Source organism: Streptomyces sp. NPDC048442 (assembly GCF_040651475.1).
Lineage (GTDB): Bacteria > Actinomycetota > Actinomycetes > Streptomycetales > Streptomycetaceae > Streptomyces.
This window is the reverse complement of record NZ_JBEZKB010000008.1, coordinates 263,230-286,463: the sequence shown is the minus strand read 5'-3', so window position 1 is coordinate 286,463 and position 23,234 is coordinate 263,230. Positions and strand designations below refer to the sequence as shown.

20 protein-coding genes are annotated in these 23,234 nt (G+C 70.3%); 10 read left to right on the top strand and 10 right to left on the bottom strand.

Annotation, left to right across the window (positions count from 1 at the left end):
* Positions 1-30: 30 nt before the first annotated feature.
* The 3 genes from guaB to AB0D18_RS15700 all read right to left on the bottom strand — a co-directional run bounded on the left by guaB (position 31) and on the right by AB0D18_RS15700 (position 3,208).
* Positions 31-1,536 (bottom strand): IMP dehydrogenase, encoded by a 1,506-nt coding sequence (gene guaB / locus AB0D18_RS15710; RefSeq protein ID WP_362417470.1) that lies wholly within the window; start codon positions 1,534-1,536, stop codon positions 31-33.
* Between the two features lie 185 nt (positions 1,537-1,721).
* Positions 1,722-2,309, bottom strand: a complete 588-nt coding sequence (locus AB0D18_RS15705; protein WP_362417467.1) for a sigma-70 family RNA polymerase sigma factor — start codon at positions 2,307-2,309, stop codon at positions 1,722-1,724.
* A gap of 287 nt (positions 2,310-2,596) precedes the next feature.
* Entirely contained in the window at positions 2,597-3,208 is a 612-nt protein-coding gene (locus tag AB0D18_RS15700; protein ID WP_003948568.1) for a response regulator transcription factor, read from the bottom strand.
* A 341-nt stretch (positions 3,209-3,549) separates the two neighbouring features.
* Here AB0D18_RS15700 and AB0D18_RS15695 point away from each other — a divergent pair, with 341 nt between their 5' ends.
* Positions 3,550-3,927, top strand: coding sequence for a WhiB family transcriptional regulator (locus tag AB0D18_RS15695; protein ID WP_362417464.1), 378 nt, complete (start codon positions 3,550-3,552; stop codon positions 3,925-3,927).
* Between the two features lie 85 nt (positions 3,928-4,012).
* On the opposite strand, the gene AB0D18_RS15690 is transcribed toward AB0D18_RS15695, so the two are convergent.
* On the bottom strand, positions 4,013-4,909 hold the full coding sequence (locus tag AB0D18_RS15690; RefSeq protein WP_362417461.1) for a LysR family transcriptional regulator: 897 nt from the start codon (positions 4,907-4,909) through the stop codon (positions 4,013-4,015).
* An 82-nt stretch (positions 4,910-4,991) separates the two neighbouring features.
* On the opposite strand from AB0D18_RS15690, the gene AB0D18_RS15685 reads away from it, so the two are divergent.
* The 3 genes from AB0D18_RS15685 to AB0D18_RS15675 all read left to right on the top strand — a co-directional run bounded on the left by AB0D18_RS15685 (position 4,992) and on the right by AB0D18_RS15675 (position 8,060).
* Positions 4,992-5,663, top strand: coding sequence for an MOSC domain-containing protein (locus AB0D18_RS15685; protein WP_362417459.1), 672 nt, complete (start codon positions 4,992-4,994; stop codon positions 5,661-5,663).
* A gap of 101 nt (positions 5,664-5,764) precedes the next feature.
* A complete protein-coding gene (locus tag AB0D18_RS15680; RefSeq protein WP_362417456.1) occupies positions 5,765-7,276 on the top strand; it encodes a multicopper oxidase domain-containing protein in 1,512 nt (503 codons plus the stop codon).
* A 10-nt stretch (positions 7,277-7,286) separates the two neighbouring features.
* On the top strand, positions 7,287-8,060 hold the full coding sequence (locus tag AB0D18_RS15675; protein WP_362417453.1) for an SDR family oxidoreductase: 774 nt from the start codon (positions 7,287-7,289) through the stop codon (positions 8,058-8,060).
* A gap of 35 nt (positions 8,061-8,095) precedes the next feature.
* On the opposite strand, the gene AB0D18_RS15670 is transcribed toward AB0D18_RS15675, so the two are convergent.
* Complete coding sequence (locus AB0D18_RS15670; RefSeq protein ID WP_362417450.1) at positions 8,096-9,679, bottom strand: right-handed parallel beta-helix repeat-containing protein; 1,584 nt, start codon at positions 9,677-9,679, stop codon at positions 8,096-8,098.
* Complete coding sequence (locus AB0D18_RS15665; protein WP_362417447.1) at positions 9,654-11,495, bottom strand: DUF2264 domain-containing protein; 1,842 nt, start codon at positions 11,493-11,495, stop codon at positions 9,654-9,656. The genes AB0D18_RS15670 and AB0D18_RS15665 overlap by 26 nt, the downstream gene beginning before the upstream one ends.
* A 169-nt stretch (positions 11,496-11,664) precedes the next feature.
* Here AB0D18_RS15665 and AB0D18_RS15660 point away from each other — a divergent pair, with 169 nt between their 5' ends.
* The 5 genes from AB0D18_RS15660 to AB0D18_RS15640 all read left to right on the top strand — a co-directional run bounded on the left by AB0D18_RS15660 (position 11,665) and on the right by AB0D18_RS15640 (position 17,335).
* Positions 11,665-12,792, top strand: a complete 1,128-nt coding sequence (locus AB0D18_RS15660; RefSeq protein ID WP_362417444.1) for a substrate-binding domain-containing protein — start codon at positions 11,665-11,667, stop codon at positions 12,790-12,792.
* Positions 12,793-12,997: 205 nt separating this feature from the next.
* Entirely contained in the window at positions 12,998-14,323 is a 1,326-nt protein-coding gene (locus AB0D18_RS15655) for a sugar ABC transporter substrate-binding protein (protein WP_362417441.1), read from the top strand.
* A gap of 8 nt (positions 14,324-14,331) precedes the next feature.
* Positions 14,332-15,387 (top strand): sugar ABC transporter permease, encoded by a 1,056-nt coding sequence (locus AB0D18_RS15650; protein ID WP_362417438.1) that lies wholly within the window; start codon positions 14,332-14,334, stop codon positions 15,385-15,387.
* Positions 15,384-16,259 carry a carbohydrate ABC transporter permease gene (locus AB0D18_RS15645; RefSeq protein WP_362417435.1) on the top strand — a complete coding sequence of 292 codons (876 nt, stop codon included), beginning with the start codon at positions 15,384-15,386 and terminating at the stop codon, positions 16,257-16,259. The genes AB0D18_RS15650 and AB0D18_RS15645 overlap by 4 nt, the downstream gene beginning before the upstream one ends.
* Positions 16,260-16,309: 50 nt before the next feature.
* Positions 16,310-17,335 (top strand): hydroxyacid dehydrogenase, encoded by a 1,026-nt coding sequence (locus tag AB0D18_RS15640; protein ID WP_362417433.1) that lies wholly within the window; start codon positions 16,310-16,312, stop codon positions 17,333-17,335.
* Positions 17,336-17,440: 105 nt separating this feature from the next.
* On the opposite strand, the gene groL is transcribed toward AB0D18_RS15640, so the two are convergent.
* The 4 genes from groL to AB0D18_RS15620 all read right to left on the bottom strand — a co-directional run bounded on the left by groL (position 17,441) and on the right by AB0D18_RS15620 (position 21,523).
* A complete protein-coding gene (gene groL, locus AB0D18_RS15635; RefSeq protein WP_362417430.1) occupies positions 17,441-19,066 on the bottom strand; it encodes a chaperonin GroEL in 1,626 nt (541 codons plus the stop codon).
* 110 nt (positions 19,067-19,176) lie between these two features.
* A complete protein-coding gene (gene groES, locus AB0D18_RS15630; RefSeq protein WP_362417428.1) occupies positions 19,177-19,485 on the bottom strand; it encodes a co-chaperone GroES in 309 nt (102 codons plus the stop codon).
* A gap of 215 nt (positions 19,486-19,700) precedes the next feature.
* A complete protein-coding gene (locus AB0D18_RS15625; RefSeq protein WP_362417425.1) occupies positions 19,701-20,603 on the bottom strand; it encodes a polysaccharide deacetylase family protein in 903 nt (300 codons plus the stop codon).
* The gene (locus AB0D18_RS15620; protein WP_362417422.1) at positions 20,603-21,523 is read right to left on the bottom strand and encodes a polysaccharide deacetylase family protein; all 921 of its coding nucleotides are present in this window, start codon (positions 21,521-21,523) and stop codon (positions 20,603-20,605) included. The genes AB0D18_RS15625 and AB0D18_RS15620 overlap by 1 nt, the downstream gene beginning before the upstream one ends.
* A gap of 216 nt (positions 21,524-21,739) precedes the next feature.
* Between AB0D18_RS15620 and AB0D18_RS15615 the strand changes: the two genes are divergently transcribed.
* Positions 21,740-23,215, top strand: coding sequence for an SAM-dependent methyltransferase (locus AB0D18_RS15615; protein ID WP_362417419.1), 1,476 nt, complete (start codon positions 21,740-21,742; stop codon positions 23,213-23,215).
* Positions 23,216-23,234: the final 19 nt, after the last annotated feature.

Below are 23,234 nucleotides of genomic sequence, written 5' to 3'. Positions count from 1 at the left end.
GGAGCCGTCCCTTCCGAGACGAATCGAGTGTTACTTGCGGCTGTAGTTCGGCGCCTCGACCGTCATCTGGATGTCGTGCGGGTGGCTCTCCTTGAGGCCCGCGGACGTGATCCGGACGAAGCGGCCGTTGTCCTGGAGCTCCGGCACCGTACGCCCGCCGACGTAGAACATCGACTGGCGCAGGCCGCCGACCAGCTGGTGCACGACCGCCGAGACCGGGCCCCGGTAGGGCACCTGGCCCTCGATGCCCTCGGGCACGAGCTTGTCGTCGGTGCGCACGCCCTCCTGGAAGTACCGGTCCTTGGAGTACGACTTGTTCTCGCCGCGGGTCTGCATGGCGCCCAGCGAGCCCATGCCGCGGTACGACTTGAACTGCTTGCCGTTGATGAAGAGCAGCTCGCCCGGCGACTCCTCGCAGCCCGCGAGCAGCGAGCCCAGCATCACCGTGTCCGCGCCGGCGACGAGCGCCTTCGCGATGTCGCCGGAGTACTGCAGGCCGCCGTCGCCGATGACCGGAACCCCGGCCGCCTTCGCCGCGAGCGACGCCTCATAGATGGCGGTGACCTGCGGGACGCCGATACCGGCGACGACGCGGGTCGTGCAGATGGAGCCGGGGCCGACACCGACCTTGATGCCGTCGACACCGGCGTCGATGAGCGCCTGCGCGCCGTCGCGGGTGGCGATGTTGCCGCCGATGACGTCAAGGCCCGAGGTGTTCGACTTGATCTTGGAGACCATGTCGCCGACCAGGCGGGAGTGGCCGTGCGCGGTGTCGACGACGATGAAGTCGACACCGGCCTCGGCCAGCGCCTGGGCGCGCTCGAACGCGTCACCTGCGACACCGACGGCGGCACCGACGAGCAGCCGGCCCTCGGCGTCCTTGGCCGCGTTCGGGTACTTCTCGGCCTTGACGAAGTCCTTGACCGTGATGAGGCCCTTGAGGATGCCCGCGTCGTCGACCAGCGGCAGCTTCTCGATCTTGTGACGGCGCAGCAGCCCCACCGCGTCCACGCTCGAAATGCCGACCTTGCCGGTGACCAGCGGCATCGGCGTCATGACCTCGCGCACCTGACGGCTGCGGTCCGTCTCGAAGGCCATGTCGCGGTTGGTCACGATGCCGAGCAGCTTGCCCGCCGCGTCGGTGACCGGCACGCCGCTGATGCGGAACTTCGCGCACAGCCGGTCCGCCTCGGCGAGCGTGGCGTCCGGGTGCACGGTGATCGGGTCGGTGACCATGCCCGACTCGGAGCGCTTGACCAGGTCGACCTGGTTGGCCTGGTCGGCGATGGAGAGATTGCGGTGCAGGACACCGACACCGCCCTGGCGGGCCATCGCGATGGCCATCCGGGCCTCGGTGACCTTGTCCATCGCGGCGGACAGCAGGGGGATGTTCACCCGTACGTTCCGCGAGATGAGGGAGGAGGTGTCGATCTGGTCGGGGGCCATGTCGGACGCGCCGGGAAGCAGCAGCACGTCGTCGTAGGTCAGCCCGAGCATCGCGAATTTCTCCGGCACTCCATCGACGTTGGCAGTCATGACACCTTCCCAAATGGTCTTGCTCGGCGCGGATGTCCATGCTAACGGGAACCAGAGGTGTCAGATTCCACGATCATGACAAGCGGCCGAGTTTGTACGTTTCTCCTGCGCGGCCGTACGGCGATTCGGTACGCGGCGTGGCACGGGCGGAGCAGACGGAGGCCGGAAGCCGGGCGGCGGACGGGCTACTGCTCGGCGAGGGCGCGGAGGCGGCTCAGTGCCCTGTGTTGTGCAACACGCACGGCCCCCGGGGACATTCCGAGCTTCTGGCCCGTTTCCTCCGCGGTCAGGCCGACCGCGACCCGCAGCACCAGCAGTTCGCGCTGGTGCTCGGGAAGATTGGCGAGCAGCTTCTTGGCCCAGGCTGCGTCGCTGCTGAGCAGCGCCCGCTCCTCGGGGCCGAGGGAGTCGTCGGGCCGCTCCGGCATCTCGTCGGAGGGCACTGCGGTCGATCCGGGGTGACGCATGGCCGCCCGCTGCAGATCGGCGACCTTGTGCGCGGCGATGGCGAAGACGAAGGCTTCGAAGGGGCGCCCGGTGTCCCGGTAGCGGGGCAGCGCCATCAGCACCGCGACGCACACTTCCTGCGCCAGGTCCTCCACGAAGTGCCGGGCGTCGCCGGGCAGCCGGGAGAGCCGGGAGCGGCAGTAGCGCAGCGCCAGCGGGTGGACGTGCGCGAGGAGGTCGTGCGTGGCCTGCTCGTCGCCCTCGACGGCCAGGTGCACCAGGGCACCGATGGCCCCCTGGGCCGCGACCGCCTCTTCGTCACGCATCGGTCCATGGTGCCTTGACGTGGCGGCTTCCGCGCCACCGCGTCCGTAGTTGTGCACTGAAGCGTTATGAGCAGGTACGCCAGGACTCATCTCCCGCGCCCTCCCCTTCCGCTCGACCGATCCGTTCCCGAGGAACCCCATCCCTCAAGGATGCGGCATCGGCCGCCGAACCGGGATCGGGCGTCCTGCACCCCGCCCGCAGAGGACGGGCGGGGGACCATCTCACGCGCACAGACCGGCAGGGCCGGACCCCGGGCAGGCCGTGGCCCGCCCGGCGAACAGAGTCCCTAGCGGACCAGGCCCCAGCGGAACCCGAGCGCCACCGCGTGCGCACGGTCCGAGGCGCCGAGCTTCTTGAAGAGCCGGCGGGCGTGCGTCTTGACCGTGTCCTCGGAGAGGAAGAGCTCGCGGCCGATCTCGGCGTTGGACCGGCCGTGACTCATCCCTTCGAGGACCTGGATCTCGCGCGCGGTGAGCGTCGGGGCGGCGCCCATCTCGGCGGACCGCAGCCGGCGCGGGGCCAGCCGCCAGGTCGGGTCGGCGAGCGCCTGCGTGACGGTCGCGCGCAGCTCGGCGCGGGACGCGTCCTTGTGCAGGTACCCGCGGGCCCCGGCGGCGACCGCGAGCGCGACCCCGTCGAGGTCCTCCGCGACCGTGAGCATGATGATCCGGGCGCCGGGATCGGCGGACAGCAGTCGGCGGACGGTCTCCACGCCACCCAGACCGGGCATGCGTACGTCCATCAGAATCAGGTCCGAACGGTCGGCGCCCCAGCGGCGGAGGACTTCCTCGCCATTGGCAGCCGTTGTCACGCGCTCGACGCCGGGCACGGTCGCGACCGCACGGCGAAGCGCCTCTCGGGCAAGCGGGGAGTCGTCGCAGACGAGGACGGATGTCATGACCGACCTCCGCCACTCGCACAGCTGATGCGCGTCACCTTGGGCCTCCAGGCTGAATACAAGTCGTCACCTGTGCGGTTGACGCTCTCGGACATCTGCCCGATCGCCCTTTCCTTCAACCGCCTCAGCCAACTCAACGACGGTCACTCGAAAGAGTTACGGCCTGAGAATCGGCCCCTCGAAGTCTCAGTGCCCCATTTAGTCGGTTTTCTTCCCTTTTGCTGGTGTCTATGGCTAGATTCGCAATGAGTCATATTTACATCTACTCACACCGTAGATGTCGGAAGATGTGATGATCTCGGTCATCGTTCCGCCTCAGCACAGACGCAAGGGGACAACCAATGGCAGATTTCTCCCGCCTTCCCGGACCCAACGCCGACCTGTGGGACTGGCAGCTCCTCGCCGCGTGCCGTGGTGTCGACAGCTCGCTGTTCTTCCACCCGGAGGGCGAGCGCGGGGCCGCGCGGAGCGCACGTGAGAACTCGGCGAAGGAGGTCTGCATGCGATGCCCGGTGCGCGCACAGTGCGCGGCGCACGCACTCCAGGTCCGCGAGCCCTACGGGGTCTGGGGAGGCCTCACCGAGGACGAGCGCGAGGAGCTGATGGGCCGGGCCAGGCACCGCCTGGTGCCGGCAGGCGCGGCCGGAGCCGCGAAGAAGCAGGCTCCGGCGAAAGGCGGCGGCGTGGAGCACTCGCGCCGCGTCACCCTCGTGAAGTAATCCGTGGATCAACCCTCGAAGGTCCGTGGATCAACCCTAGAAGGAACGTTTCTGCATCAAACCCACCCGCCCGGCGGGCAGCCGCTCAGCGGGCGGCGGCCAGTGCCAGCTGGTCGAGGGTGGCCGCCACGGCCGGCACCTGCGCCAGGTCCGGCAGCGTGAGCGCGACGATCTCGCGCTGCACGGCCGGCTCCACGGTCACGGTGCGCGCACCCATGGGGCGTACGGACTCCATGGCGAGCTCGGGCAGGACGGCGACGCCGAGTCCCGCGCCGACCAGGCCGATGACGGCCGGGTAGTCGTCGGTGGCGAAATCGATACGCGGCACGAAGCCCGCGCTCTCGCACACCTCGACCAGTTGGCGGCGGCAGCGCGGGCAGCCCGCGATCCAGGGCTCCTCGGCGAGCTCGACGATGCCCACCGTCCCGGCCTCGGCGAGCCGGTGCCCTTCGGGGACGAGGCCGACGAGACGGTCGGTGAGCAGGGGGCGTACGACCAGGTCGGTCCAGTCCTCGGTGGCCCCGCCCGGTCCGTAGCGGAAGGCGAGGGCGATGTCGCAGTCGCCCTCGCGGAGCATCTCGACCGAGCGCGGGGGTTCGGCGTCGACGAGGGAGACCCGGGTACCGGGGTGGGCGGCGCGCAGGGCGGCGAGCGCGGTGGGGACCAGGGTGGAACTGCCGGAGGGGAAGGAGACGAGGCGCACCCGGCCGGCGCGCAGGCCCGCGATGGCGGCGACCTCCTCCTCGGCCGCGGTGAGCCCGGCGAGGATTCCCGAGGCGTGCCGGACGAGGGCCCCGCCTGCCTGGGTGAGGCGCATTTCGCGGCCGGTGCGGATCAGGAGGGGGGTGCCCGCCGACTGCTCCAGGGCCTTCATCTGCTGGCTGACGGCCGGCTGCGTACAGCCGAGCTCGCGGGCGGCGGCGGAGAAGGACCCGGTGGAGGCGACTGCGCGCAGGACGCGGAGGTGACGGGCTTCGATCATGGAGGGAGTATAAGGCTTGCTTGGGGAGTGAGGCCAATTAATGGCCGCGGCTTTGAGTCAGGGCTCGGCTACGTTCTCTGTCATGGAGCTACTGAGTGTGAATCTGGGGCGGGCCTCGGCCAGCGAGTACACCGACCAGGCGGAAGGGAAGACCGGCATCGGCAAGCGGCCGGTGACGGGGCCGGTGGAAGTGCGGGAGCCGGGGCCCGACGGGATCGGCGGCAGCGGGCTCGTAGGCGACGACGTGTGCGACCTGCGGCACCACGGGGGGACGCGGAAGGCCGTCTACGCGTACGCGCGCGAGGACCTGGACCGGTGGGAGAGCGAGCTCGGACGGCCGCTGCGCGGCGGGGAGTTCGGCGAGAACCTCACCACCGCGGGCCTGGACGTGAACGGGGCCCGGCTCGGCGAGCGGTGGCGGATCGGGGCGGACCTGGTGCTCGAAGTGACCGCCTCGCGCATACCGTGCCGTACGTTCGCGGGCGCACTGAACGAGGAGAAGTGGGTCAAGCGCTTCACGGAGAGGGCGGCTCCGGGCGCGTACCTCAGGGTGGTGGAACCCGGTGCCGTACGGGCGGGGGACCCGATCGAGATCGCGCACCGGCCCGCGCACGACGTGACGGTGGCGATGCACTTCAAGGCGTACACGCTGGAGCGGTCGCTGCTGCCGCGGCTCCTGGAGGCCGGGGACGCGCTGTCGCCGCACACGCGGGAGAAGGCCCTCGCCTACCTGGAGAAGCACGGCGGCGCATAGGTGGTGGGTGAAGTCCCCTAGGCGGGACGGGCGTTGGGATCGGGGGCGGTTGCGGGGCCGTCCCCGATGTCCGGGAGGGGCGCCGGGGCGAGGGTCGGAGCATGTCCCGGTGGAAGCGCGTACTCATCATTCTCGGCTCGGTCGCGGCCGTGTTCCTGGCCGCTGTCGGCTCTCTGTTCGTCGTGCTCTGGTCGGGGGCCGAGGTGAGCACGGTCGGGAAGGTGGAGTTCCGCAACGAGCTCAAGGTGCCGCCGCTCGCGAAGTCGGTCGTCGAGAAGGACGGCACCCGGGTGTTCGATCTGCGGATGCAGGCGGGGACGACGGAGTTCGAGAAGGGGACGAAGACGCCGACCTGGGGTTTCAACGGGTCGTACTTCGGGCCCACACTGCGGGCCGCGCGCGGCGAGAAGGTGAGGGTCAGGGTCAGCAACGCCCTTGGCGAGGCGTCGAGCGTGCACTGGCACGGCATGCACGTGCCCGCGAGGATGGACGGCGGCCCGCATCAAGAGGTCGCTCCGGGCAAGACCTGGACGCCGAACTGGAAGGTCGACCAGCCGGCCGCGACGCTCTGGTACCACCCGCATCCGCACGGGAAGACCGAGCAGCACGTGCAGCGCGGGCTGGCGGGGATGTTCCTCATAGATGATGCGCGCGCGACGGCGCTGAAGCTGCCGAAGCGGTACGGGGTGGACGACGTTCCGGTGGCGGTGCAGGACGTGAGCTTCGACGGGGCGAAGTTCGATCACGGGAAGGTGTTCCTGCAGAACACCGGCTTCCTGGGCGAGCGGACCATGGTCAACGGGACGCTCGATCCGTACAAGGTGGTCGGCGACGAGCTCGTACGGCTGCGGCTGCTGAACGCGTCGACGGCGAGGATCTACGACTTCGGGTTCGGGGACGACCGCGACTTCGCGCTGATCGGGACCGACGGCGGGCTGCTGGAGAAGCCCGAGGCGATGAAGCGGGTGCAGCTGTCGCCGGGTGAGCGTGCGGAGGTCGTGGTGCGGATGCGGGCGGGTGAGAGGGCGGTGCTGCGGAGCTTTCCGCAGAGCAATTACGGGGACGGGTTCGAGCAGCGGTTCGCCGGCGGGGACGATTCGTTCGACGTGCTGGAGCTGCGTGCCGCCGCCTCTTTGAGGAAGTCGCCGGGACTGCCTGGTGCACTCGGCAAGTTGGAGGTCCCGCAGGAGAAGGATTCGGTGCGGGGGCGGTTCTTCGGGCTGCGGATGTCGGGGATCAACGGCAAGAAGATGGACATGGGGCGGGTCGACGAGACCGTGACACGGGGCACGGCCGAGACGTGGACCGTACGGAACGAGGACGGCGTGCCGCACAACTTCCATGTGCACGACGTGCAGTTCAGGGTGCTGGCGGTGGACGGGAAGCCGCCGACGGGGGCGCTGCGCGGCGCGAAGGACACGGTGTTCGTGCCGGGCGGCAGCACGGTGAAGCTGGCGATGCGGTTCGACGGTCCTGCCGATCCGGACACTCCGTACATGTACCACTGTCATCTGCTGTATCACGAGGATCTGGGAATGATGGGGCAGTTCGTGGTCGTGGAGAAGGGGCAGCAGGCGGGCCGTCCGGCGGCCGGGGATCATGCAGGGCACTAACGTGGAGCGCATGACGACTGCACTGATCACGGGAGCGACCGCGGGCATCGGCGCCGCCTTCGCACGGCGACTGGCCTCCGACGGACACAACCTGGTGCTGGTGGCACGCGGCAGAGAGCGCCTCCGGGAGCAGGCGACGGAGCTGCACGACAAGCACGGCGTGGAGGTGGAGGTGCTGACCGCCGACCTCTCCACGGACGACGGCATCGCGGCCGTCGAGGAGCGGCTCGCGGACCGTACGCACCCGGTGGACCTGCTGGTCAACAATGCCGGGTTCGGCAACAAGGGCGAGTTCCTCGAAGTGCCGATGGCCGACGAGCTGACCATGCTGAAGGTGCACTGCGAGGCGGTGCTGCGGCTGACGTCGGCGGCGGTGAAGGGCATGAAGGAGCGGCGGCGGGGCGGGGTCGTCAACGTCGCCTCGGTCGCTGCTTTCGTGCCGCGCGGTACGTACGGGGCGAGCAAGGCGTGGGTGGTGCAGTTCACCCAGGGCGCGGCGAAGGACCTCGGCGGGAGCGGGGTGCGGCTGATGGCGCTGTGCCCCGGTTTCGTACGGACGGAGTTCCACGAGCGGGCCGGGATGGGGACGGACAACATCCCGTCGTGGATGTGGCTGGACGCGGACAAGCTGGTGGCGGAGGCGCTGAAGGACCTGGCGCGCGGGAAGTCGCTGTCGATTCCGGACCCGCGCTACAAGGCGCTGATGGGCGTGGTGAAGGTGGCGCCGCGCGGCCTGCTCGGGGGGATCACTTCCCGAACAGGCCGCAAGTACGGTCCGCAGTAGGCGCTTTGAGCTGCCTGGCCGTCTGAACTGTTCGCCTACTTGACGCCTGGGCCCGCGTACGCGCCGATGTTCGGGGCCGTGCCGGGCTTCAGGCGGTTGCCGAAGTAGTCCTTGCCGCCGTTGTCGGGGATCTGGACTCCGGCGGCGAGGGCGGGCGAGCCCGGGGAGAGGCGGAAGTCGGGGCGCAGCAGCGGGTTCGTGGTGATGCCGCCGGGGTTGGGGACCGTAGTGGGGACGCCGTGGAAGGCGTTGTGGCCGAAGGTGATGGACGGGATCTTCACGTCGTACGCGTAGCCGCCGGTGCCTTCGCTCACGAAGAGGTTGTTGCGGATGCTGAGTTCGTGCTGGGTGGAGGCGGCCGCGCTGTCCTCTATGAGGCGGGCGGGGACCTTCTCCTTGTTGTAGAAGCTGTTGTTGTAGATCTGGGTGTTGAGGATGGGGCCCCAGCAGTTCTGGACGAGGCGGGCGCCGTCGTTGCGGCTGACGTTGTAGCGGACCACCGTGTCGAGGGTCTTGGCGCCGCTGTACGGGCAGATCAGCAGGAAGCCGCCGACGTTGTCGTGGCTGTAGTTGTACTGGAAGACCGTTCCCTTCGAGGCGCCGTCGGCGTCGAAGGACATGCCGTCGTGGGTGTTGCCGCCGCCGGAGACGTCGTTGTGCTGGACGAGGGTGTCGTCGGTGTTGAAGGTCCAGATGCCCGCGTTGGCGGAGGGCGAGCGCAGCTGGAAGCCCTCTATGAGGTTGCGTTCGACGACGGCGCCGGTGGTCGTGTCGAGTTTGATGCCGTCGCCCGCGAGGGACTTGAGGGTGTTGTGGTGGATGCGGACGCCGGTGGAGGGGGTCCATTCGCCGGGGTAGGCGTGGGGGTCTTGCTGATTGCCGACCAGGGCGCGCTTGGAGTACGTCGACTTGAAGTAGATGCCTTCGCGGTCGACGTCCTCTATGAGGTTGTGGTGGATGTTCAGACCGTCGTACTTACTGGCCTTCGCCTTGCCCTCGACCGCTATGTGGATCGCGCTGGAGCCGGTGAGGGTCTTGAAGTCGCCGCCGCGAATGTGGTGGAGGTAGAGGCCCGCGAGCTCGAAGTTCGGGGCGGTGCCGTAGTCGGTGAGGCGCAGCCGGACGCCGTTGCGCTCGCTGCCGGGACTGGCGGAGTTGGTGATCTCCAGATCGGTGAGCTTGATGTGCTGGGTGTTGGCGAGGAGTACGACGTCGTGGGCGCCGGCGCCGTCGAGCTTGGCGCGGCCAGCCGAGGCGGGGCCGTAGTCGGAGATGGTGAAGGGGCGCCCGGCCGAGCCGGATCCCTTCGGCTGGAGGGAACCCTGGCAGGTGGCCCCGCGTTGGAAGAGCAAGCGGTCGCCGGGGCCGAAGGTGTGGGCGTTGGCCTCGGCGAGGGTGGTCCAGGGGCGGGTGCGGGACCCGGTTCCGGCAGTGGTGGCGGAGCAGTCGACGTAGTGGGTCCGACCGGAGGAATCGTGGGCCGGGGCAGCAGCGGCCGGGGCAGCGGCGGCCTGCGCCGGGGCGGGGAGGAGTACGGCGAGGGCGGCAGCCGAGGCTGCTGCGGTGGCGGCCAGGGTGGTGGCCGTACGGGTGCTAAGGGCGTGGGTTCGGTATCTCACGGTGCGGTTCCTCCGGGTCGAGGCGGAGCAGGACAGTGGTGCCGTTCTGCCAGGTCACACGGATTTCGGCGCCGTGGACCTGGACGTCTGCGAGGGACGCGGCGGGGGCCGGGGTGGGCTCGGCGGTGAGGGAGGCGAGGGCGACGAAGAGGGTGCCGGCCGGCTCGGTGGTACGTCCGTGGAGCGCGGCGGCGTGGGCCGAAGAACCGAACTGGGTTGGCCCGACGGGGAGTTGGGTCGCGGCCTCGTCCGAGTAGCCGTGGACGGGGTGGAGCTGGGCGGCCGGTCCGTCCGGCGTGACGGCCCAGCCGGTCTGGCGGGCCTGGGTGCCCGGCGGGGCGCCGACGACCAGGTGTGCGCGGACCTCGGCGCGGCCGTGGACGGCGGTGACCGAGACGACGCGGACGCCGGGGGCGGGAGTGTGGGCGGAGGACGCCCAGCCAGGGCCGTGGGCGAGGGGTTCGGCGGGTCCGCGCCTGGTCTGCGTACCGTCGATGAGCAGGGAGAAGTGGTTGTCGGCGCTCTCGTGGGCCGGGCCGGTGCGGGTCGAGTAGGCGAACCGGGCGTAGCAGGGGGCCTCGTCGTCGCCGACGTGGTTGCTGCCGTGGTTGTGCAGGCGGACCAGGCCGTCGGCGGCGGTGGACTGGATGAGGAGGTGGGGCGGGACGGCGATGGTGACCGCGTCGGCGGTCTCGGCGGGGAGGGGTTCCTCGGCCGCCGTCCAGGCGGGGTGGTCGGCGGGGAGGAGCAGGCCGAGGAAGCCCTTGGAGGCCCAGTAGGGGGAGGCGGGCCCCGAGTACGTCTGGATCATGGGTGGGTACGGGCCGTACCAGCCGAGGGTGAGCAGGCCGTCGTCGTCCGTCGCGCCCCGGTCCATGAAGTGGCGCAGGGCGCCGGAGGCGAGGCGACGGGTGGCGCCGGGGCCGAGCGGGGTGTGGCCGGTGAGGGCGCCGAGCCAGGGGGCGGCGGCCGCGGCGAAGCGGTAGGTGAGCGAGCGGCCGAACGGCATGGGTGCGCCGTTGGTGTCGAACAGACGGGTGGCGTCGCCGAGTTGGGACCGCAGCCTCGGCCCGTACAGGTCGAGGAGGCCCTTGTCGCCGGCGAGGTGGGCGTGCAGTACGGGATAGAAGTGCAGGGCCCAGGCGTTGTAGTGGTCGAAGGCGCGGTTGTGGCCGTCGCTGTACCAGCCGTCGCCCAGGTGCCAGTCCTCGATGCGGGCGAGGGCGGTGTCGATGGTGGTGCGGGCCCGGTCGGTCTCGATGCCGGCGTCCTGGAGGAACCCGGCGACGGTGAGGCCGAAGAGCCACCAGTTGTTGTCCACGGGGGACGGGCCGAGGGCGGGCAGCAGCCAGTCGACGGTGCGCTGCCGCGTGGCATCGTCGAGGGTGTCCCAGAGCCAGGGGCGGGTGAGGCGGAGCGACAGGGCGACGGAGGCGGACTCGACGACGGCCTGGCGGACGTCGGCCATGCGGGGCCAGGACTCGGGGTCGCAGGCACTCAACACACGGCTGCGTGTGGGGTGTTGGGTTCCCGCGGCGAGTCCTTCGGCGTACCTGGGGAGGTGTCCGTGAGGGTCGTCGCCGTGTGCTCCGGCGACGCGGAGGGCCGCGAGGAGGAACGTACGGGCATAGCCTTCGAGGCCGTCGGAACGGGGTCCCGACTCGCTGGGGCGGGGGCCGGGGAGGTGGATCAGGCCGTGCCGGGGGGTGCTGTACGGGCGCACGGCGAGGAGGAGTTCGTCGGCCGTGTGCTCCCAGTGGGCGCGGGTCCAGCCGGTGTACGGGCTGAGCTCACGGTTCTCGGGCGGCATGGGCATGATGCTCCCCTGGAGGCGGTGCGGCGGTGTCGGCGTCGCCCGGAATCATCAACTTCCGTTGATCGAAGGTCAATGGATCGCGTTCGAATGATCGAAACTTCTGTCGTTCGATCAGCCTTGCTGGTCTAGGGTCGGACCGAGCCACCACACCGCCTAGGGGGATGCGACCGTGCGCGAGAGTGCCGCTGAACGTCATGACCGACTGCTGGAGCTGGTGCGCCGGCACGGCACCGCGCGGGTCTCGGACCTGGCCGGGCTGCTGGGGGTCTCCCCCGTCACCGCCCGCCGGGACGCCGAGGCGCTGGCCGCGAAGGGGCTGCTGGAGCGGGTGCACGGCTCGGTGTCGTGGCCCGGGGAGCAGGACCCTGCGGTCCCGGGGCAGCGGTCGGGCGATCTGGTGCTCGGGCTGCTCGCACCCTCGGCGACGTACTACTTCGCCGAGGTGATCAGGGGTGCGCACGAGGCGGCGGCGCGGGCCGGGGCGCGGCTGATCCTGCGGATCTCCGACTACCGTCCCGAGGAGGACCGCGCCCGGGTGGAGGGGCTCCTCGCGGCAGGCGCGCAGGGGCTGCTGGTGGCGCCCGGGTGGCGGCGCCCCGAGGATCCGGCGGTGCACGGGGAGTGGATCGCCCAACTACCCGTACCGGCCGTGCTGCTGGAGCGGCTGCCCGAGCCGGGGTCCGCGCCGGACGGCCTCGACCGGGTGTGCTCGGACCACCGGTACGGGGCACTGCTCGCGGTGCGGCACCTGGTGGGGCTCGGGCACGGGGCGCCGGTGCTGGTGGCGCGGGCGGACAGCCCCACCGCACTGTCGGTGCGCGCCGGGTACGCGGCGGCGCTCGGCTCGCTGGGGCTGGCCGCACCGCGGACGGCGATCGACTCCGTACCGGCGGAGCTGGACCCGGAAGGGTTCGAGGCGGCGGTACGGCAGCTGCGTGCGGCGGTCGCGGCCGGGGCGACGGCGGCGCTGGTGCACAACGACGTGGACGCGATCCAGATCGTGCAGCGGCTGGCGGAGCTGGGCGTGCGGGTGCCGGACGATCTGGCGGTCGTCGCGTACGACGACGAGGTGGCCGCGCTGGCGGACACGCCGCTGACAGCGGTGGCCCCGCCGAAGCGCGAAGTGGGGCGGCACGCGGCCGAGTTGCTGGTGGAGAGACTGGGCGAGCAGACGGGCGGGGGCGGGAGCGGTGGTGCGCAGGAGGCTCCGCGGCGGCACCTGACGCTGCTGCCGAGGCTGCGGGTACGGGCTTCGTGCGGGGCCGGATCGCAGGTTCCGGCAGGCTCGCGGACATAGGTCCCGGCGGGCTCCACTCGCAGGTTCCGGCAGGCTCTACTCGCAGGTCCCGGCAGGCTCCACTCGCAGGTTCCGGCAGGCTCGCGGGCCATATCCGCCTGATCTATTTTCGATCATTCGATCGTTCGCTCTTGACTTCGTTCAAGGCTGGTTCAAGGATCGCGGCCAACGCCAATGTCGCCGCCTTCCTTACAGGAGCCAAGCCGTGAGCCGCAGTTGGAAGCGAACACCACTCGTCATAGCCGGCGCCGCCATCGCCCTCGCCGTCCTCACGGCCTGCGGCGGCAGCGGTGACGGCGGTTCCGCCGCCCCGGGGGCCGACGGCAAGCCCGTCGACATCACCTTCTGGGGCTGGGCGAAGGGCACCAAGGAGGTCGTCGACGCCTTCAACGCCTCGCACACGAACATCAAGGTGAAGTTCGAGGAGATCCCGTCGGGCAACGCGGGCGGCTACGCGAAGATCTCCAACGCGGTGAAGGCGGACAACGCCCCCGACCTGGTGTCCATCGAGTACCCGATGCTGCCGGAGTTCGTCAGCCAGGGCTCGGTGCAGGACATCGGCTCCCTGCTCGGCGACGACGTGAAGAAGAAGTTCCTGCCGCAGGCGGTGGAGCTGACGACGCTCGGCGGCAAGAACTGGGCGGTGCCCTTCGACGCCGCACCGCAGGCCTTCTTCTACCGCAAGGACCTGTTCGCCAAGTACGGCGTCGAGGTGCCGAAGACCTGGGACGGGTTCAGGGCGGCGGCCGAGAAGGTCAAGAAGGCCGACGCGAAGGCGCGGATCGGCACGTTCTTCCCCGACGACCCGACAACGTTCCAGGCGATGGCCTGGCAGGCGGGCGCCCAGTGGTTCAAGGCCGAGGGCGACACCTGGAAGGTGAACACCACCGACCCGGCGACCGCCAAGGTCTCCTCGTACTGGCAGAAGCTCCTCGACGACGACCTGATCCGCAACAACGCGTCCTTCAGCCCTGAGTGGACCAACTCCCTCAAGAGCGGCGGCACCATCGGCTACCTCGGTGCGGCCTGGGGCGCGGGCGTCCTGAAGAGCACCCTGCCGGAGCAGAGCGGCAAGTGGGCGGTGGCGCCGATGCCGACCTGGGACGGGAAGGCGGCCAGCGGAATGCTCGGCGGGTCGACGTTCGCGGTGACCAAGGGCAGCAAGAAGGCGGCTGCCGCGGTCGAGTTCGCGAAGTGGATGACGACGACGGAGGCGGGCATCAAGGCCCGTATCGCGTCCGGCACTTCGAGCGCCTTCCCGGCCGCTGCCGAGCTGCGCCCGGCGGCGAAGAAGGCGTTCGACGCGAAGTACTACGGCGGCCAGGACATCTACCAGGTCTTCGAGGACGCCGGTACGTCGATCAGCCCGAACTGGTCGTGGGGGCCGAGCACCGGCACCACCAACAGCATCATCAAGGACCAGTTCGGCAAGGTCACCCACGGTGGCACCACGATCGCCGACGCGGTGAAGGCCGGCCATGACGCGACCGTCGCCGAGCTGAAGAAGCGCGGCCTGAAGGTCGAGGGCTGAGCAGCACCATGACCACCACGAAGGCCGGTACCCGGCCCGGCGCTCCCGCCGCCGGGCCGGACGACCCCGCCGCCGCCCGGCCGACACGCGCCGACGGCCGCGTCCGCTCGGCCGCCCGCGCCCGTACCAATGCCGCCGCAGCCCTCCTCCTCACTCCCTTCTTCGCGCTGTTCGTCCTGGTGATGGTCGTGCCGATCGGTTACGCGGTGTGGCTCAGCCTGTTCAGCGAGAAGCAGTCCGGGCTGGGCTTCGGCGGGGTCGAGACCGTGTTCAGCGGGCTCGACAACTACGCCGCCGCGTTGGGCGATCCGGCCTTCCGCGAGGGCTTCGTCGTACTCCTCGGGTACTGCGTGCTCTACATCCCGCTGATGATCGGCGGAGCGCTCGCGCTGGCGCTGCTGCTCGACTCGGCGCTGGCCCGCGCGCGCCGCTTCTTCCAGCTCGCGCTGTTCCTGCCGCACGCCGTGCCCGGCATCATCGCCGCGCTGATCTGGGTGTATCTCTACACGCCGCAGCTCAGCCCGGTGGTCGACGCGATGGAGGCAGGCGGGATCGGCTTCGACTTCTTTTCGCCGTCGGGTGCCCTGCCCTCGGTGGTCAACATCGCCCTGTGGGAGTGGCTCGGCTACAACATGGTGATCTTCTACGCGGCCCTCCAGGCCGTCGACCGGTCCGTCCTGGAGGCGGCCACGGTGGACGGCGCGGGGGCCTGGCGCACCGCGTTCAGCATCAAGGTGCCGCTGATCAGGGCCTCGGTGGTGATGGTCGCACTGTTCACGGTCATCGGCTCGCTGCAGCTGTTCACCGAGCCGCTGATCCTCAACAAGGGCACGGGCTCCGCCGTCACTTCCACCTGGACGCCGAACATGTACGCCTACACCGCGGCCTTCGACCGCAACGACTACGGGCTGGCAGCGGCCGCCTCCGTACTCCTCGCCCTGACAGCCGCACTGCTGTCGTTCGTGGTGACCAGGCTGTCCGGCGGACGCAGGCAGAAGAGGGCCGTGCACAAGCAGAGGGCCGTGAACAAGCAGGAGAAGGCCTCGAAGGGCGGCAGCTCATGACCACCCCCGTCTCCCCCACCGCCCCGGCCGGCGCGGCGAGCCGCTGGCTCTCCCGTACGGCAGTCAACGGCGCGCTCGTCCTCGCCACGCTCTACATGCTCTTCCCCCTGGTCTGGCTGCTCACCGCCGCCACCAAGGACGCCGGCGGACTGCTCGCGGGCAACGCCTTCTCCTTCGAGGGCTTCGACCTCGGACAGAACCTCTCCGACCTGGCCTCGCACGGCGACGGCATCTACTTCCGCTGGTACGGCAACTCCCTTCTGTACGCAGGTGTGGGGGCTGTGATCAGTTCGCTGGTGAGCGTGGCCGCGGGCTACGCCTTCGACAAGTACGCCTTCCGGGGCAAGGAGAAGCTGTTCTCCACGGTGCTGCTCGGGGTGCTGGTCCCGACGACCGCGCTCGCCCTGCCGATGTACCTGCTGGCCAGCAAGATCGGGCTGGTCAACACCTACTGGTCGGTCCTGCTGCCGGTCCTGGTCCACCCCTTCGGGGTCTACCTCTCCCGGGTCTTCAGCGCGGGCTACATCCCGAACGAGGCCCTGGAGGCCGCCCGTATCGACGGCGCGGGCGAGCTGCGGATCTTCTTCTCGATCGGTCTGCCCATGGTCATGCCGGGCTTCGTGACCGTCTTCCTCTTCCAGTTCACCGCGATCTGGAACAACTTCTTCCTCCCCCTGGTGATGCTCTCGGACCAGAAGCTCTTCCCGCTGAGCCTTGGTCTGTACGCATGGAACTCCAATGCCCACGCCGAGCCGACGTACCTCCCGATGGTCGTCACCGGCTCCCTCCTCGCCGTCATCCCCCTGATCGTCGCCTTCGTCTCCCTCCAGCGGCACTGGAAGGCCGGGCTCACGGCCGGCAGCGTCAAGTGACGGGCGACTACTTAGCGCCGAACGACCCGATGAGGAGCCCGAGTTCCACCATGCACCACGGCACTGACAATCGCCCGGCCACCTTGCTCGCCATGGCCCCCGGTATAGCGGAGCGCCTGCTCGGCGACGCCCAGCGCGGCCACCTCGCCCGTATCGCACGCACCGACCCCCGCCTGGTCGCCCACGACCTGCACGCCCCCGAGTTCGCTTCCGCGCTCGCCGAGGCCGAGGTGCTCCTCACCTGCTGGGGCGCGACACCGCTCACCCCGGAGATCCTGGAGCGGGCCCCGCGGCTGCGCGCCGTCGTGCACGCCGCGGGTTCGGTGAAGCACCACATCACCCCGGCCTGCTGGGAGCGCGGTCTGCTGGTCAGCTCGGCCGCCGGGGCCAACGCCCTGCCCGTCGCCGAGTACACGCTCGCCGCGATCCTCTTCGCGGGCAAACAGGTCCTGCCCGCCGCCCACCACTACCGCGCACTGCGCGGCACCGACCACGACTGGCGCACCGAACTGGCCTCCTCCGGCAACTACCGGCGCACCGTCGGCCTCGTCGGCGCCTCCCGGATCGGCCGCCGGGTGATCGAGCTGCTCCGCCCCTTCGACGTAACGACCCTCCTGTACGACCCGTATGTGACGGACACGGAAGCCGCCGGACTCAGCGTGCAGAAAGCGGAGCTGGCGGACCTCTGCGCCCGCGCTTCGGTCGTCTCCGTACACGCGCCGCAGCTCCCGGAGACCGACGGCATGATCGGTGCGGCACAGCTCGCCGCGATGCCGGACGGCTCCACTCTGATCAACACCTCGCGCGGTTCACTCGTCGACGAGGCGGCGCTGCTCGCGGAGCTGCGCACCGGCAGGCTGCATGCCGTACTCGACGTAACGGAACCCGAAGTACCGCCCGCCACCAGCGAGTTCTACACCCTGCCGAACGTACTGCTCACTCCGCACATGGCCGGTTCCTTCGGCAACGAGCTGCACCGGATGGCCGACCACGCACTGTCCGAGCTGGAGCGGTACGCCGCAGGACTGCCCTTCACCGAGCCGGTACGTCCGGACGCGCTGGAGCACTCCGCGTAACCCGCCCCGCAAACGCGCCGAGGCCCGGCACCCCCGAAGGGGCGCCGGGCCTCGGCGTTCAACCGGCTACTGGCTACCGACTACCGACAGCCGCTGACGCGGACGTCAGTGGGAGTGGCCGTGGCCGCCGTGACCGGCGTCGCCCTCGTCCTCGGCCGGCTTCTCGACGACCAGGGTCTCGGTCGTGAGCAGCAGCGACGCGATGGACGCGGCGTTCTCCAGGGCGGAGCGGGTGACCTTGACCGGGTCGATGACGCCGGCCTTGACCAGGTCGCCGTACTCGCCGGTGGCGGCGTTGAAGCCCTGCCCGGCCTCCAGGTCGGCGACCTTGGAGGTGATGACGTAGCCCTCCAGGCCGGCGTTCTCGGCGATCCAGCGCAGCGGCTCGACGGCGGCGCGGCGGACGACCGCGACACCCGTGGCCTCGTCGCCGGTCTTGCCGAGGTTGCCCTCGAGGACCTTCACGGCGTGGACGAGCGCGGAGCCACCACCGGAGACGATGCCCTCCTCGACCGCGGCGCGGGTCGCGGAGATGGCGTCCTCCAGACGGTGCTTCTTCTCCTTGAGCTCGACCTCGGTCGCGGCACCGACCTTGATGACGCAGACGCCGCCGGCGAGCTTCGCCAGGCGCTCCTGCAGCTTCTCGCGGTCCCAGTCGGAGTCCGTGGACTCGATCTCGGCCTTGATCTGGTTGACGCGGCCCTTGACGTCCTCGGAGTTGCCCCCGCCGTCGACGATGACCGTGTCGTCCTTGGAGATCGTGACGCGGCGGGCGGTGCCCAGTACGTCCAGACCGGACTGGTCGAGCTTGAGGCCGACCTCTTCGGCGATGACGGTGGCACCGGTGAGGGTGGCCATGTCGCCGAGCATCGCCTTGCGGCGGTCGCCGAAGCCCGGGGCCTTGACGGCCACGGCGTTGAACGTGCCACGGATCTTGTTGACGACGAGGGTGGAGAGCGCCTCGCCCTCGACGTCCTCGGCGATGATCAGCAGCGGCTTGGAGCCACCGGCCTGGATGACCTTCTCCAGGAGCGGCAGCAGGTCCTGGATGGAGCCGATCTTGCCCTGGTGGATCAGGATGTACGGGTCGTCGAGGACGGCCTCCATACGCTCCTGGTCGGTCACCATGTACGGCGAGAGGTAGCCCTTGTCGAAGGCCATGCCCTCGGTGAAGTCGAGCTCCAGGCCGAAGGTGTTGGACTCCTCGACGGTGATGACACCGTCCTTGCCGACCTTGTCCATCGCCTCGGCGATGAGCTCGCCGACCTGCTGGTCCTGCGCGGAGAGCGCGGCCACGGCGGCGATGTCGGACTTGTCCTCGATCGGGCGGGCGGTCGCGAGGAGCTCCTCGGACACGGCCTTGACCGCGGCGTCGATGCCCTTCTTCAGGGCGGCCGGGGAGGCACCCGCGGCGACGTTGCGCAGACCCTCGCGGACGAGCGCCTGGGCCAGCACGGTGGCGGTGGTCGTACCGTCACCCGCGATGTCGTTGGTCTTGGTCGCCACCTCCTTCACCAGCTGGGCGCCGAGGTTCTCGTACGGGTCGTCGAGCTCGACCTCACGCGCGATGGTGACACCGTCGTTGGTGATGGTCGGGGCGCCGAACTTCTTGTCGATGACGACGTTGCGGCCGCGGGGGCCGATCGTCACCTTCACGGTGTCGGCAAGCTTGTTGACGCCACGCTCAAGGGCACGACGGGCGTCTTCGTCAAACTTCAGGATCTTCGCCATGGAGCTTTCTCAAGTCCTCTCGGGAAAAACGAACTGCGCCCCTGCCGCCCGGCAGAGCGGGGCCAGGGGCGCAGAACAAGAAATGCGGAAGTGGGTACTTCCCGGCTTGCTTACTTCTCGACGATGGCGAGAACGTCGCGGGCCGAGAGGACGAGGTACTCCTCGCCGTTGTACTTCACCTCGGTGCCGCCGTACTTGCTGTACAGCACTACGTCGCCGACGGTCACGTCGAGCGGAAGGCGCTCGCCGTTCTCGAACCGACCCGGACCTACGGCGAGGACGGTGCCCTCCTGGGGCTTCTCCTTCGCGGTGTCCGGGATGACCAGGCCGGAGGCCGTGGTCTGCTCGGCGTCGAGCGGCTGGACCACGATGCGGTCCTCAAGCGGCTTGATGGCAACCTTGGAGCTTGCGGTCGTCACGATCCGGTCTCCCCCTTCGGAGATCTCACGGGGTTAAACGTCTGGGGTGGCGACCAGGTGGATCCGTCGTCGCGGGTGCCGGACCTGCCCGTCGCTGTGTTGGCACTCTCCAGTGGTGAGTGCCAGGGCCGAGACTATGACGCGGTTAGCACTCGGTCAAGCGGAGTGCCAATTCAAGACCCCCGGGAGTGGTCCCGCGCCCCCGCAGGGGCGGGTCACAGATAGTCCTCCAGCCGCGCCACCGTGAACCCCTGGTCCTGGATCCTGCGCAACATGCGGGCCGTCATCTCGGTGATGGTCGAGCCCTTGAGCTCGTCGGGGCCGCGGAAGTGGGCGAGGACGATGTCGCCGGGCTTGAGGCTGTCGCCCTCCGCGTAGCGCATGTTGTGGATCTGCATCGACTCGCGCCAGAGGACGAGGGCCCGCACGCCGCAGCTGCCTGCCGCGCGCACCGTGTCGTCGTTGTAGTTGCCGTACGGCGGACGGAAGAGAGCGGGGCGGGTGCCGAAGCGGGCGGCCAGTCGATCCTGCTGGTGGCAGATCTGGGCACGCTGCCCCTCGTACGAGAGGGTGCGGAGGTTGGCGTGGCCGGTGGTGTGGTTCTGTATCGCGCCGCCGCCGGCGTCGCGCAGGCGCGCGAAGTGGCCGTAGTCGCTCCCGGCGACGCTGTCCGTCAGGAACATGCTGATCGGGAGCTTCAGATCCCCGACCATCTTGATGAACCGGGGGTCCTTCTCGGCGCCGTCGTCGAAGGTCAGGAAGACGACCTTGTCGCGGGTGCGGACCCGGTCCAGGACGACGGGCGGTCCGGACGCCTTGAGCACGGGCGTACGGTCCGGGCGCGCCGGGGCCGGCGCGAGGGGGCCCGCCAGACCCCAGCGCGTGTACGCCTTCAGGGGTACGCCCCGGGCGTCGGTCCCCGGTGCGGCGGGCGCGGGCGCCGCCTTCTTGGGCGTCGCCGGTCCGGGAGTCGCGGACTTCGCCGCGGTCCCGTCCGGCGGCGCACCGGGGCCGGCCCCGGCCCCTTGCCCCGCGCATCCGCTCGCCCCCACGACGAGCACACCGATCGCCACCGCCCCCGCCGCCCACAGTCCCGACCGGCGTGCCCGTCCTCGCATCACACGTAATCCTCCAGCTTGGCCACGGCGTAACCCTTGGCGGTGATCGTCTTCATGACGCGTCGAATCATGTCGGGCATGGACCCCTTCCAGTCACCCCGCCCCCGGAAATGTGTGAGAACGATGTCGCCGGGGTGCAGGTCCTTGTCCCATTCGCGCCATTCCATCCGGTCCGGGAAGGCCTCCGCCGCCCACAGCGGGACCGCCTTCACACCGCAGGACTTGGCCGCGACCAGGGTGTCCTTGTTGTAGTTGCCGTACGGCGGGCGGAAGAGCGGGGGGCGCTTGCCGTACCGCTTCTCGATGTTGGACTGCTGGCCACAGATCTCGCGCTTCTGCTCTTCGTACGAAAGGCCGGGCAGGTAGCGGTGGTTGAGGGTGTGGTTGTGCAGGGCCACGCCCTTGTTCTGCATCTTCTTGAAGTACGCGTAGTCCTCCTTCACCAGGTAGTCGGAGAGGAACGCGCTGTACGGGATCTTCAGCTCGTCCAGCATCCGGATCAGCTCGGGATCCTTCTCGGCCCCGTCGTCGATGGTCAGGAACACGACCCTGTCCTTGACCGGCACCGTCGTGAAGACCGGCGGCAGTCCCTCCGAGACCTGCCCGTCCACCTCGAAGCCCTGCCGCGTCGTGATCTTCGGCTTGACCTTGGGCGCCGGAGGCACGGCCAGCGGCGTCTGCACCAGCCCCCAGCGCCTGGCCGCCACCACCCGGGCCGCCTGCGCGGCCTTGGCCACGGCCTGCTCGTGCCGCAGCTTCTCGGCGGGCGAGAGCAGTGCGCCGGCCGCGCCGTCCACCTTCTTCCGCCCCTCCCCCGTCTCCTTCCCGACGGCGGACCCGCCCCGCCCGCCCGTCTCCTCCTCCGCCGGGGTCGCGCACCCCGAGGCGATCGCGGCCGTCAGCAGAACCGCTACCGCCATGGTGCCCCGCCTGCGCCCGCCTGCTCCCGAGTTATCCACAGAGAGCCCTCTTTCTTCCGTTTGTCGTACAAGCCGCATGGCGCCGCATCCTGTCAGCGGGGCGGGGCGGGGAGCGGGCGACACGGGGAGGGGGTGCGGACGGTCGCCCGCCTGGCCCACAGGGGGGTACGGCGGGCGGGGCGGGCGGTTCTGCCGGGCTGGACCACAATGGGGCAGGTGACGAACCACTCCGGCCGCCCCTCCGGCGACGACAACGCCGACACCCCCGGCACGCCCCCTGGCACGCCCTCCGGGACGCCCTCCGGGACCACCGGCACCACCGGCATGACCGCCAGCACCGCCACCGGCACGAGCGGCACCGGGACCCCCGCCACCGACACGACCAGCACGACCGCCACCGGGACCACCGCCACCGAGGACGCCGCCCTCGCCGCCTTCCGCGCCCTCCTCGCCCCCGAGGGCCAGGCCCTCCTCGCCGAGCTGCGGGACTACGACCCCGCGCAGGCCCTGGCGCTCGCGACCCGGCTACGCCGCGACCACCCCGCCGAGCTGGTGTCGGCGGCGCTCGCCCAGGCCCGGCTACGGCAGCGCGCGGCGGTGAAGTTCGGCGCCGCGGACGCGCACCGGATGTACTTCACGCCCAACGGGGTCGAGCAGTCCACCCGCCGCTCCGTCGCCGACTACCGCGCGGCCCGCTTCCGCGGCCTGACCCCCGGGCCCTCGCTCTCCCACGTCCTCGACCTCTGCGGCGGCATCGGTGGCGACGCCCTCGCCATGGCCCGTGCGGGTCTGGCCGTCACCGCGGTCGACCTCGACCCAGCCGCCTGCCTCGCCGCCCGCGCCAACGCGCAGGCCCTCCTCCCCGACCCCGCCGCGCTCACCGTCGTACAGGCCGACGTCCTGACGTACGACCTGACCGGCGCGCAGTCCCTCTTCATCGACCCGGCCCGCAGGTCGGGCGCACGCGGCCGGATCTTCGACCCCGAGGCGTACTCCCCGCCCCTCTCCTTCTCCATCGACGCGGTGCGCAAGGTCGGCACGGGCGCCATCAAGATCGCCCCTGGCATCCCTCACGAGCTCGTCCCCGACGACTTCGAGGCCGAGTGGATCTCCGACAACGGCGACGTGAAGGAAGCGGTCCTCTGGCACGCGCCCAGCAGCCAGAACCAGACCCAGGACCAAGGCCAGCCCCAGCCCCAGGGCCAGGGCCAGGACCAGGGCCACGCCCAGAACCGGCGGATCGTCGGCGGCGCCCGCCGCGCCACCCTCCTCCCCTCCGGCGCGACCCTCGTCGGCCGCGGCCTCCCCAACCCGGACGTCCGCAAGGTCGGCCGCTACCTCTACGAGCCCGACGGCGCCGTCATCCGCGCCCACCTCGTCGCCGAGGCCGCCGAGGAACTCGAAGGCGGCCTGATCGACGAGACGATCGCGTACATCACCGCCGACGCGCTGCGTCCCACCCCGTACGCCACCCCGTACGAGATCACCGATCAACTCCCCTTCGGCGTAAAGAAGTTGAAGGCACTCCTCCGCGAGCGCGAGGTCGGCATCCTCACCGTCAAAAAGCGCGGCTCGGCCGTCGAACCCGAGGAGCTCCGCAAGAAGATGAAGCTCTCCGGCAAGAACTCCGCGACCGTCTTCCTCACCCGCGTCGCCGGCGCCCCGACCATCCTGATCGGCCACCCGGCCTGAGCAGGGGCCGTACGACCCG